Annotated in this window: 10 protein-coding genes and 1 other annotated feature; of the genes, 9 read left to right on the forward strand and 1 reads right to left on the reverse strand. The window is 36.6% G+C overall.

Going from position 1 to position 12,754, the window contains the following annotated elements:
* The first annotated feature begins 75 nt into the window (after positions 1–75).
* The 9 genes from dnaA to BN853_RS00045 all read left to right on the forward strand — a co-directional run bounded on the left by dnaA (position 76) and on the right by BN853_RS00045 (position 12,342).
* Complete coding sequence (dnaA, locus tag BN853_RS00005) at positions 76–1,440, forward strand: chromosomal replication initiator protein DnaA (RefSeq protein WP_026661123.1); 1,365 nt, start codon at positions 76–78, stop codon at positions 1,438–1,440.
* Between the two features lie 133 nt (positions 1,441–1,573).
* A complete protein-coding gene (dnaN, locus tag BN853_RS00010) occupies positions 1,574–2,704 on the forward strand; it encodes a DNA polymerase III subunit beta (protein ID WP_026661132.1) in 1,131 nt (376 codons plus the stop codon).
* A gap of 147 nt (positions 2,705–2,851) precedes the next feature.
* Positions 2,852–3,061, forward strand: coding sequence for a S4 domain-containing protein YaaA (gene yaaA, locus BN853_RS00015; protein ID WP_026661137.1), 210 nt, complete (start codon positions 2,852–2,854; stop codon positions 3,059–3,061).
* A complete protein-coding gene (recF, locus tag BN853_RS00020) occupies positions 3,058–4,116 on the forward strand; it encodes a DNA replication/repair protein RecF (RefSeq protein ID WP_026661141.1) in 1,059 nt (352 codons plus the stop codon). The genes yaaA and recF overlap by 4 nt, the downstream gene beginning before the upstream one ends.
* Positions 4,091–6,019 carry a DNA topoisomerase (ATP-hydrolyzing) subunit B gene (gene gyrB / locus BN853_RS00025; protein ID WP_157869915.1) on the forward strand — a complete coding sequence of 643 codons (1,929 nt, stop codon included), beginning with the start codon at positions 4,091–4,093 and terminating at the stop codon, positions 6,017–6,019. The genes recF and gyrB overlap by 26 nt, the downstream gene beginning before the upstream one ends.
* Before the next feature lie 12 nt (positions 6,020–6,031).
* Positions 6,032–8,602, forward strand: a complete 2,571-nt coding sequence (gene gyrA / locus BN853_RS00030) for a DNA gyrase subunit A (protein WP_026661151.1) — start codon at positions 6,032–6,034, stop codon at positions 8,600–8,602.
* Between the two features lie 39 nt (positions 8,603–8,641).
* Positions 8,642–8,842, forward strand: a binding site (T-box leader).
* 66 nt (positions 8,843–8,908) lie between these two features.
* Positions 8,909–10,186, forward strand: coding sequence for a serine--tRNA ligase (gene serS / locus BN853_RS00035; RefSeq protein WP_030003902.1), 1,278 nt, complete (start codon positions 8,909–8,911; stop codon positions 10,184–10,186).
* Between the two features lie 162 nt (positions 10,187–10,348).
* Positions 10,349–11,002: a response regulator transcription factor gene (locus tag BN853_RS00040; protein ID WP_030003903.1), complete on the forward strand. Its 654-nt coding sequence runs from the start codon at positions 10,349–10,351 to the stop codon at positions 11,000–11,002.
* On the forward strand, positions 11,002–12,342 hold the full coding sequence (locus BN853_RS00045) for a sensor histidine kinase (protein ID WP_030003904.1): 1,341 nt from the start codon (positions 11,002–11,004) through the stop codon (positions 12,340–12,342). Before BN853_RS00040 ends, BN853_RS00045 begins: the two co-directional genes overlap by 1 nt.
* Here the strand turns inward: BN853_RS00045 and BN853_RS00050 are convergent.
* Positions 12,326–12,742 (reverse strand): HIT family protein, encoded by a 417-nt coding sequence (locus tag BN853_RS00050; protein ID WP_030003905.1) that lies wholly within the window; start codon positions 12,740–12,742, stop codon positions 12,326–12,328. The two genes, BN853_RS00045 and BN853_RS00050, sit on opposite strands and share 17 nt — an antisense overlap.
* Positions 12,743–12,754: the final 12 nt, after the last annotated feature.

A 12,754-nucleotide genomic window follows, 5' to 3' on the forward strand; every position in this document is an offset into this window, starting at 1 on the left:
TGTGGATAACTTTATCCCCCAGGAGAGACGCTTTTATGTTACTATTTTAATACTAGAAGTTTGGAGTGATTTAAGTTGAAACAATACGAAGATTTATGGCAACAAGTCTTATCATCTTTGCATGAATTTTATTCAGAAGATATTTTTGATGAGATCTTTTCTCAGTTGTCAAATGTAAAAAAACACAGTGGTGGTTACATCTATGTGATTGCCCCTAATCCATACACAAAAAGCCGTATCGAACGTCTTTATCTCGGACGAATCAATCACATTGCAAGTACCATCTACAAGAAAGAATTAGTTAAATTCAAGTTCGTTCTTGCTGAGGAGCTGATTGGTGAGACATCCTTAGTCGGTCCTGAGAAAAATTTAGAGCATAAATACCGTCATGGCGACCTTAATGCAACCCTATCTTTCGATAACTTCGTTGTCGGTAAATCCAACCGATTTGCCTTTCAAATGGCCTTAAAAGTTGCCGATCAACCAGGTGTTGTCGCAAACCCGTTCTATATTTTTGGGGACGTTGGGCTAGGTAAAACCCACTTGATGCAAGCCATTGGTAATTACATCGCAGATAACGACATTACAAAGAATATCTTATACATAAAGGCTTCTGCTTTTATTGAAGAATTTGCTAACCAATTAAAAAATCAAACCATTGATGAATTTAATGAGAAATACAGAGACGTTGATGTCCTGTTAATCGATGACATTCAAATGATGTCTGGTGCACCAAAAACACAGATGGAATTCTTTAAAGTCTTTGATTTCTTAACCCAGCAAAACAAACAAATTGTTATCACATCCGATAAACCTGCCTCTGAGCTTAAAAACATCATGAGTCGTTTAACTTCTCGGTTTGAACAAGGCTTATTAGTTGATATTGGTGTGCCTGATTTAGAACACAGAGTCGAGATTTTAAGGAAAAAACTAACGACCGAAGCCCCAGATGTCAATGATCTTGATTTAAATGTCTTAGAATTCATTGCCTCTTATTTTAACACTAACGTAAGAGAACTCGAAGGTGCTTTAAAACGCGTCTTATTCTATTGTGTAACTAATAACATCGATATTAGTATTGACACCGCTACTGAAGCCTTAGATAGTCTAATTAAAACCAGGAAAAAAACAGCAGCTTTAACTGAAAATAACTACGATAAAATACAAAGTGTCGTCTCTGATTATTACGCAATTAGCGTTCATGATTTGATTGGTAAAAGACGTAACTCAAAATACACTTTACCGCGTCATATCGCAATGTATTTAATTAAAAATAAATATAACATCGCATATAAAACCATCGGAAGTCTCTTTGGTAACCGTGATCACTCAACTGTCTTAGCCGCGTGTGAAAAAATCGAAAACGAACTAAAACACAACAACGAAATGAAAATCGCAGTTGATACAATCTTAAAAAAAATCGAAAAATATTCAAATTAACTTGTGGAATAAATGTGTATAATATGGTATAATAATATTGTATTAAAGCCATCGTGAGTGTTTCCCACAAACCCACAGTGACTAACAACAATAATTTAAAGAAAAAGAAATAAAACATAAAGGAGCTGAGCTTATGATTTTCAGTATTAATCAAGATGTTCTACTAGATACACTTAATGTGGTTCAAAGAGGGTTACCAGTTAAAACACCACTACCAATTTTAAATGGCATTAAATTAGAAGTATTTGAAGACAAACTAATATTCACGACGAGCAACACGGATATCGCAATTCAAACAGTTGTTGAAGATGAATCCTTAGAAGTTACTTCACCTGGCCGTGTGGTTATTCCAGGTAAATACCTAATTGACATTGTTAGAAAAATTGCATCAAGCCGTATTGAACTGACGTTAATCGAAAACAAAATCTTAGTTATTAAAGCTGATCGTTCAGAATTTAAATTACACGTGATGGAAGTTGAAGACTACCCTGACGTTGATTTCCTTGATTCTGTGGCTCCACTTACCTTAGATGCCAAAACACTTAAGGCGATTATCAAAGAAACAAACTACGCCACTTCAGTGTATGAAAAACGCCCAATATTAACCGGTGTTAACTTTAAACATGAGGATGAAAAACTCTATTGTGTTGCGACTGACTCTTATCGACTAAGCCAAAAAGTGATTGAACTCTCAAGCGAGGTTGATCCATTTAATATTGTTATTCCAAATCGCAGCTTAGATGAGTTAAGTCGTATTTTAGACTCATTAAACGAAGACGTTCAAGTCTTTATTAACCCAAATAAAGTATTATTCAAATTTAGAAATATCATGTATCAAACAAGACTGCTTGATGGGGTATATCCTGACACATTAAGAATTATTCCAACCGAATTCCCAATTGTGATTAAATTTAACAAAGAAGAATTACTAAAATCAGTCGAACGTGTGAGTCTTCTTTCGCCACGAGATAAAGAAAATAACTATAACATCATTAAGTTAAACGTTCGTCCAGATTACATCGTTGAAATTAGTTCAACCAACAATGAAATCGGTGACGCATTAGAAGAAATCATTCCAACCGATGATGTGGTTGGACCAATGATTAAAATCGCATTTAGTTCTAAGTATTTAACCGAAGCATTAAAAGCTTTCACATCAAATGAAATTACATTAAATTTTGCTGGAGAAATTAAGCCGTTTGTTATTAAAGGTGACTTAGATCCAGATATGCTTCACTTAATCTTGCCAGTTCGAATTGAATAATAGTCTCTTTCATAAAAGCCTTAAATTTTTGTTTTAAGGCTTTTTTTGTCGTTTGGATTAAGTAGACATTAATTTTTAAAAAAGTGCGAGAAAAATGGCCTTATTTTCTTATATTATGATATAATATAATCAAACGAGGTATGAAATATGAAGAAATTTAAACTAAAAGAAGACTATATTACGCTTGGTCAGTTTCTAAAAGCAGCGGATTTTATTTCATCTGGTGGCATGGTCAAACCATTCTTAGAGGATAATGCAATCTTTGTCAATGACGAACTTGAAGCCAGACGTGGAAAAAAATTATACGACGGGGATCAAGTAAAAATTGGTCAAGAACACTACATGATTATCAAATGATCAAACGTGTCGTTCTAAGGCAATTTCGAAATCACGATAAACTACAACTGCAATTCCATTCAAACAAAGCGTTCATCTATGGCGATAACGGCAAAGGGAAAACAAGCATTCTAGAAGCCATTTATTATGGTTCCCTTACAAAGTCACATCGGACCACAGAAGATCGCTTCTTGATTAAAAATAACACCTTATTTTCGAATATATCAATCACGACAGACAAACATTTGTACGAGCTTGTCATCGAACCTTTTGGAAAACGAATGTTCGTTGATAAAAAGGCCGTTCATAAGACAAGTGATTATGTGGGTGGTTATCACGCCATCATGTTTTCACCAGAAGATTTGGAGTTAGTTAAAGGAATTCCATCCGTGAGACGTCAATTTTTAGACATCGAGATGTCACAAAAGGATAAGTCATACCTGTTCGTTTTGTCAAAATACAAACAAATCTTGAAACAACGAAACGCTTTACTTAAAAATCTAACACTCAAAGACGATTTAACATTCTTAAAAATACTATCTAGTCAGTTAAGTGTTGTAGCCGATCAGTTAATCTCTCAGCGGACTGAGTTCATTGAGGCATTAAATCAAGCGTTTAAAATCCATTTCACCCGATTTAATAAACAAGATGAAGTTGATATCGTCTACCAACCAAACACGCCCTTAAAAACGTTAGAACGTGTCTTAAATGAAAAAAAAGATAAGGACATCGTCACACAAACAACGAACTACGGGCCACACCGCGATGACTTCAGCTTAAAACTAAATAAGCAAGACGCAAAGACTCACGCCTCACAAGGCCAACAGCGTTTGATGGTATTATCACTAAAACTCGCTTTACTCGATTTAATTAAAGATAAACAAAAAGAAGTAGTTCTACTGCTTGATGATGTTTTAAGCGAACTTGATGATTTAAAGAAACAACAACTCATTACCCATTTACCAAACGAGCACCAGGTGATCATCTCTGGCGTTAGTTTTTACGGAAATAAAAAAGAGATTCAAGCGATTAATCTAAACGAAGGAGAAAATGAACATGGATCAAATCAACAATAACAACAATTACAATGCAGAAAATATCCAAATTCTAGAAGGCTTAGAAGCCGTTAGAAAACGTCCTGGGATGTACATCGGATCAACTGGTGAAAGAGGATTACACCACTTAGTATGGGAAATCGTCGATAACTCAATTGACGAATGTATGGCCGGTTATGCGGATGAAATTACGATCGAATTATTACCAAACAACATCGTAAAAGTCACCGACAATGGTCGAGGTATACCAGTCGATCTTCACCCGAAGACACATAGACCAGCGGTCGAAACCATTCTTACGGTATTACATGCCGGCGGTAAATTTGATGGCAAATCTTATAAAGTATCAGGTGGCTTACACGGGGTAGGTTCCTCAGTGGTTAACGCCTTAACGGTTTGGTTTAGAGTAACCATCGCAAGAGATGGCAAACTCTATCAACAAGAATACAAACGTGGTGTCCCACAATACGATTTAAAAGTCATTGGTGAGTCATCACACACCGGGACTGTTATTGAGTTTTTAGCAGACGATGAAATTTTTAAAGAAGTTAACACCTACGACTTTGAACGTTTAAGAAATCGTATCCAAGAATTGGCTTTTTTAAATCGTAACGTTAAAATCAACATCAGTGATCAACGAGATCCTAAAACAGAAAAGCACGTTTATTACTCGTATCAATACGAAGGTGGTATCATCGAATACGTTCACTTCTTAAACACCAGCAAACAAGAAGTTAATAAAACGGTCATCTACATCGAAAAAGAAATCGATGGCATCACCGTCGAATTAGCACTTCAATACAATAGCGACTATTCAACCAACTTATTTAGCTTTGCCAATAACATCCATACCCATGAAGGTGGGATGCATGAAGATGGCTTTAAACTAGCCTTAACTCGTGTGTTAGGACGTTATGCCCAAGAACAAAATATTCTTAAAAAAGACGAATCGTTCATTGGTGAAGATACCAGAGAAGGATTAACAGCAATTGTCTCAATTAAACACCCAGATCCTCAGTTCGAAGGTCAAACAAAAACCAAACTAGGTAACCCTGAAGTCCGTCAAATCACCAGCCAAATCACGGGTGAAATTTTAGAACGTTACCTAATGGAAAATCCAGCGGATGCGAAAGCAATCATCGAGAAAATTTTAATGGCTTCTCGCGCCAGAATTGCCGCTAGAAAAGCCAGAGAAGCAACCAGAAGAAAATCACCACTTGATATGTTAGGTTTCGCAAGTAAGCTTGCGGATTGCCGTAACAAGAGCCCTGAAATTTCTGAGATTTACATCGTGGAAGGGGACTCCGCGGGTGGGTCTGCAAAACAAGGTAGAGATTCAGAATTTCAAGCAATTTTACCACTAAGAGGTAAAGTTCTAAACGTTGAGAAATCGCGTCTTGACAAGATTTTAAGCAATAAAGAAATCTTATCAATGATCCAAGCGTTTGGTACAGGTATTGGTGAAGATTTTGACGCAGCAAAAGCCAGATATCATAAGATTGTTATCATGACCGATGCCGACGTCGATGGCGCGCACATCCGTACGCTACTACTAACGTTCTTATACCGTCACTTAAAAGGTTTAATCGATATGGGCTATGTCTACATCGCGCAACCACCACTATATAAAGTACAATCAGGTAAAAAAGTGGAATACGTTTACGACGAAGAACGTCTACCAAAAGTCTTAGAAGCCTTTGGTGGTAGACCACAAATCCAACGCTACAAAGGTCTAGGGGAAATGAATCCAGAACAACTTTGGGAAACCACTATGGATCCAACCACCAGAACCTTACTTAGAGTATCACTTCAAGACGCAATGAACGCCGATCAAGTGTTTTCAATGTTGATGGGTGAAGAAGTCGAACCAAGAAAGAACTTTATTCAAGAAAATGCAATTTATGCATCGAATATTGACGCATAGGAAGGAGCTATCATGGAAGATAATAAAGACATCGATGTAATTTTACCGGATATCGAAAATTCAGACTACATCCACGGTAAAATCAAAGAAATCAATATCGCTACAGAAATGAAAACTTCATTCCTAAACTACGCGATGAGCGTGATCGTATCACGTGCACTACCAGACATTAGAGACGGGTTAAAACCAGTTCAAAGACGTATTGTTTACGGGATGAACGAACTTGGGAATACCGCAGATAAGGCTCACAAAAAGTCAGCTAGAATTGTTGGGGACGTTATGGGTAAGTATCACCCACATGGTGACTCTTCAATTTACGAGGCGATGGTTCGTATGGCTCAACCATTTAGCTATCGTTATCCACTCGTTGATGGTCACGGAAACTTCGGTTCCGTTGATGGCGATGGTGCCGCAGCGATGCGTTATACAGAAGCAAGAATGTCTAAGATCGCAATGGAATTAATCAGAGACATTGAAAAAGAAACCATTGATTTTGGTGACAACTATGACGGCTCAGAACAAGAACCACTCGTTCTACCTGCAAGATACCCAAACTTACTCGTTAATGGTGCCACAGGGATTGCGGTCGGTATGGCAACGAACATTCCACCTCATAATTTAAATGAAGTGATTGATGGTATTATGGCATTAATGAATAACCCAGAAATCTCAATCGATGAATTAATGAATTACATTAAAGGACCAGACTTCCCAACCGGTGGTCAAATTCTTGGGATGAACGGTTTAAAACAAGCCTATCATACCGGTAACGGCTCAATTGTTCTACGTGCTGAAACTCAAATCGTTGAACATAAAAACGGTAAAACGTCATTAATCGTTACTGAAATCCCATATCAAGTCAATAAAACCAAATTGATTGAACGTATTGCTGAGGTTGCAAAAGAAAAAATCGTTGACGGAATTACCGACTTAAGGGATGAATCAAGCCGAAAAGGCATGCGTATCGTCATTGAATTAAGAAGAGACGTCAACCCTCACGTGATGCTTAATAACTTATTTAAGTACACACAACTTCAAAGCTCATTTGGGATCAACATGATTGCCTTGGTGGATAATCAACCGAAAACAATCACCCTAAAAGACGCTTTATACTATTACTTAAAACACCAAGTTGAAGTGATTCAACGACGCACAATCTACGATCTTAGAAAAGCAGAAGAACGTAAACATATCCTAGATGGGTTAGTCATTGCCTTAGAAAATATTGATGCGGTGATTGAATTAATTAAGAAGAGCCCTAACGCTGAGGAAGCAAGAGCGAACTTAATGTCAACCTACTTCTTATCTGAAATACAAGCAAGAGCCATCTTAGACATGAGACTTCAACGTCTTACCGGCATGGAAATTGAGAAAATCAGAGAAGAAAATAATGACTTAACGATTAAAATTACAGATTACAAAGACATCATCGCAAGTGATGAACGTAAAAACGACATTATCCGCACAGAACTCTTAGAAATTAAAGAACGCTTTGGTGATCGACGTATGTCAGTAATGAATCTAAAAACAGAAATATCAATCGATAATGAAGACTTAATTCCAGTCGAAGACGTCATCATTACGGTCACACATAATGGCTACATCAAACGCATGAGCGTGGATGAATACAAAGCTCAAAACAGAGGCGGCGTTGGTGTGACCTCAATTAAAATGCACGACGACGATTTTGTTGAACACATTCAAATGACCTCAACGCATGACTACCATTTATTCTTTACCAACACCGGTCGTGTTTATAAGATTAAAGGCTATGAAATACCAGAGGGCACAAGACAGTCCAAAGGCTTGCCTATTGTGAACATCTTGCCATTTGAAAAAGGCGAGACCTTAGTCACATTCACTTGTATCAAAGACTTCCAAGACGAACATAAGTTCTTATTCTTTACAACCAAAAAAGGCATTGTAAAACGTACCATGGTTAACGAATATCAAAACATTAGAACCAACGGTATCATTGCCTTAGGTCTAAAAGAAAACGATGAAGTAATCTCAGTTAAAGTCACCGATGGCAAATCACACATCATCCTTGGCGCAACCAATGGTAAAGCCATTCGCTTTGATGAAAACGATGCTAGAAGCATGGGTAGAACCGCATCTGGTGTGCGTGGCATGAGCTTAGGTGATGACGATGAAATCATCGGAATGACTTCAATCCATGACGACAATGAGGAAATTCTTGTGGTGACTGAAAATGGCTATGGTAAGAGAAGTTACGCAAGTGAATACCGTCTACAAACCCGTGGTGGTAAAGGGGTAAAAGCCTTAAATGTCACCGATAAAAACGGAAAACTTAAAGGTCTTAAGAGTGTCGATGAAGACATGGACGTCATCATCGTATCAGATAAAGGTATGGTCATCCGCTTACACGTCTTACAAATTTCACAAACCAAACGTGCCACACAAGGCGTTAGATTAATTAACCTTAAGGGTGATCAAACCGTTGTTACATTAGCGGCAGTCCCACACGAAGACGATCTAATTGAAGAAATAACCGAAGAAAGAATCACGGATAGTAAAGATGTAACACCAGAAGTTGTTAGCGAAAATCCAACTGAGGTTTGATGGTATTTACAAAATACACACAATAAGATATAATAACAATACAAATAGTTGATAGAGATAAGTAGTTTATTTGTTCGTCATAGAGAGTTAATGGTCGGTGCAAATTAATCGTAACAATAAATGAAATCTACTCTGGATAGGTGCTAATCCCACCCGCTTAGAAAGCGTTAAAATGAGAAGAGCCAGTAACCTACGTTATTGGAATTAAGGTGGTACCACGGAAATACATTCGTCCTTAGGAAATTTTTTAACGATTTCTTAAGGACTTTTTTTTCTAAAAAACCAAACGTAAAAAGGAGAATAATTATGTTAGACATCAAATGGATAAGAGACAACTTAGATGAAGCAATCAAACGATTAAATACCAGAGGAAAAGACTTTTCTTATTTAAAAGAACTAGTCAATCAAGACGACAAACGAAGAGAACTCATCGCAGAAGTTGAACAATTAAAAAATAAACGTAACGTCGATTCGAAAAAAATAGGTGAACTTGCAAGAGCCAAAGTTGATACCACAGAACTTAAAGAAGAAGTGCGTCAAATCGGCGATCAAATTAAGGTCTTAGACGATCAAATCGCCATCTTAGACGAACAAATCAGAGAAACGTTACTCATTACCCCGAATCTCCCAAATGACTTTGTTCCTGTGGGATTAACAGATAAAGAAAATGTCGAGTTATATAAATGGGGCACACCAAAACAATTTTATTTTAAAGTCAAAGATCACACCGAACTCGGTGAAGCACTTGGTATCCTTGATTTTGAAAGAGCCGCTAAAATCAGTGGCCCAAGATTTGTTGTTGATAAAGGCTTAGGTGCAAGATTAGAGCGTGCACTCATTCAATTTATGATGGATACGCACTCAGAAGATCACGGTTATACTGAAATCATTCCACCATACATCGTTAATGAAGCAAGCATGTATGCGACCGGTCAGTTTCCTAAATTTAGAGAAGATTCTTATCAAGTCATTAGTGGTGATGGCGCTTGGTATTTAAACCCAACGGCAGAAGTACCAACGATTAACCTTCATCGCGATGAAATTATTGAGGGGGATCAATTACCAATCAAATACGTCTCATACACCACCGCATTTCGCAGTGAGGCCGGCTCTGCTGGTAGAGACACCAAAGGTATTTTAAGACAACACCAATTCAATAAAGTAGAACTCATTAAGTTCACACAACCGGAACAATCCTATAAAGAACTAGACTACATGTTAAAGAATTCAGAGAAGATTCTTCAACTCTTAAAACTACCTTATCGTGTGGTAACACTTTGTAGTGGTGATATGGGGTTTGCAATGGCTAAAACCTACGACATTGAAGTGTGGTTACCAGGTCAAAATACTTACCGTGAAATTGGTTCAATTTCAAATGCTGAAGACTATCAAGCAAGAAGAGCAAATATTCGTTTCAAACGTAATAAAGAATCAAAAACAGAGTATGTACATACCTTAAATGGCTCTGGTTTAGCCATCGGTCGTACCATGATTGCGATCATGGAGAACTACCAAAACGAAGACGGGTCAATTACCATTCCGGATGTGCTTGTACAATACATGCACACAACCATTATCAAATAACACAGTTTTACATATTTCTTTGATAATTCACCCATAAAGATAAGTTAGAATAGAGCCATAAGTTCATTTCTAACTTATTTTCTCCTTTTTTCTCAATATGATATAATTAAAGTGCCCCTACTCCAAAGGGCACTTTAAAACTATTCTTAGGAGGTACATACCATGAGAATCTATTTAGTAGAAGACGAATTTGACCTATCACAAATCATTCGAAAATACCTTGAAAAAGAAGGGTTTGAAGTAACGGTTTTCCATGATGGTGAAACCGCAATAAAACACACCAAAGACGATATCGATCTTTGGATTTTAGACATTATGTTGACGGGTGAAATTAACGGGTATGATTTAATCGAATCGATTAAGAAAAACCGTCCTTATGCCGCAACCATATTTACTTCAGCAAGAGATCATGACCTTGATCGAATCAGAGGGTTAGAACTAGGTAGTGATGACTATCTTGCAAAACCATATTCACCACGAGAGTTGATTTTACGAGTAAAAGCAATATTGAAACGAACTCAAAAACAAGCAGGTACGACATTAAATTACGACATCTATGAAGTCAATATTGAAAAGCGTACGATTCGTGCGAATGAAGAATTAATTGATTTAACCAATAAAGAGTTTGAACTTTTACTATTCTTTCTTGAAAATCCAAACCAAGCATTTTCAAGAGAACAAATCTTACAACACGTCTGGGGCGTAGACTATTTTGGGTCTGACCGTGTCGTTGATGACTTACTTAGACGTCTTAGACAAAAAATGCCTCTGTTAAAAATAGAGACCATTTATGGGTTTGGCTATAGGTTGTTGTAATGAGGAAGTTTAAATTATCGACGCAGTTGATTATACTGTTTTCTACTGTGACCTTATTTTCGTCCCTCGTTTTTGGATTAATTAGTTATAGAAACTATCAAACCGTTTATATGGGTTTGGCTAAAAATGAAGTCTCAACCTACATTGAAACGATTAAGTATCAACCAAGAGAAGTTGACAACAAATCTTACTTAGGTTACATTGACTTTATTGTCAAAAGAGAAGGATTGTTTAAAGTCAATTTGGTTGGTCAACCCATCTATTCAGACAACGTCAAAGAAATGACGAATAATAATGAAGCCATCATGCTAGAGATACTTGAAAAAGGTTATGCTGGTGATCAATTTGAAGTTCATACCAAAGACAAACAAACGTTTTATGTATTAATCAGATCGGTTTCAAAAAATCCAATCACTCAAGAAGATAGATATATTATTGGTGTTATGGATGATTCCTACATTAATGCATTAAAAGGGACGACTGCGCAAGAAGACGTACTACTTACGTTTTATGGCACATTCGTGGCATTTGCCATCATCACATTGATTGGAAACATCTCACTTGTTTTATGGAGTCGTTTTGTTGCAAATCGTGTAAAAAAAATCAAAAATGAAGTCTCACATTTTACAAGCTCTGGTTATCAAAACGAACTACGCTTAGAAGGAAACGATGAGATTAAAGAGTTAGCAGATGCAGTAGAGAGTTTAAGAATTGAGATTTTAAGAAACGAAAAAACAAAACAAGAAATGTTTCAAAATTTATCTCATGATTTAAAAACACCCATTTCGGTTATCTCATCCTATGCCGAAGCGATTAGAGATGGTGTCACTGATATATCTGATGCTCAAATCATTATGAAACAAGCAGATAAACTTCAACAAAAAGTAAAAATGATGTTAGATATCAATAAACTTGAGTACATCTCAGATAAATCAGAATACGAAGATATTGCATTAAAGAATGTGATTCAAAACGTGGTTAATAACAACCGTCTAAGACTTCAAGCATTTGATGTCATCTTAGATCTCGATGATTCAACGTTTAAAGGTATCAAAGAAAACTATCACACGGTGGTAGAAAACATCATTGATAACGCTATTAGATACGCAAAATCGACACTGATCATAAAGCTTAAAAATAAAGAACTGTCATTTTACAATGACGGTCCTGATATTGAAGAAAAATATATTGAATCGTTATTTAAACCGTATGAAAAAGGCTCTAAAGGTCAATTTGGCCTTGGGATGAGTATTGTACAAAAGACGGTTAACACGTTTGGATTAAGTCTAACAGTTAAAAATGCAAACCCAGGTGTCGTGTTTATCATAAAAGAGCAATAATTTGTTCTTTGGTTTTGATGTAATCATCTTTTGTTAAATCAGCCATGTGATTCACAAATTTAAAGTTCTCTAATTGATCATTTTCATACCTAGGAATAATGTGCATGTGAAAATGAAAAACGCTTTGTGAAGCGAGTATACCATTATTACTTAAAGTGTTTAATCCATCTGGATTGAATGCTTTTTTTATTGTCTTTGATAGTTTCGCAACGACGTAAAACAAATGTGATGCCACGTCAAGCGGTAATTCAAAGATGTCTTTATAAGCGACTTTCGGACAAACTAATGTGTGTCCCTTACTTGCCTGGGTAATATCTAAAAATGCAATCACAACGTCGTCTTCATAAACGATGTAAGCGGGAATTTCCCTAGAAATAATTTTTTCAAATATTGTTTGCATGAGTTCATGCCC

This window comes from Paracholeplasma brassicae (assembly GCF_000967915.1).
GTDB lineage: Bacteria > Bacillota_I > Bacilli_A > Acholeplasmatales > UBA5453 > Paracholeplasma > Paracholeplasma brassicae.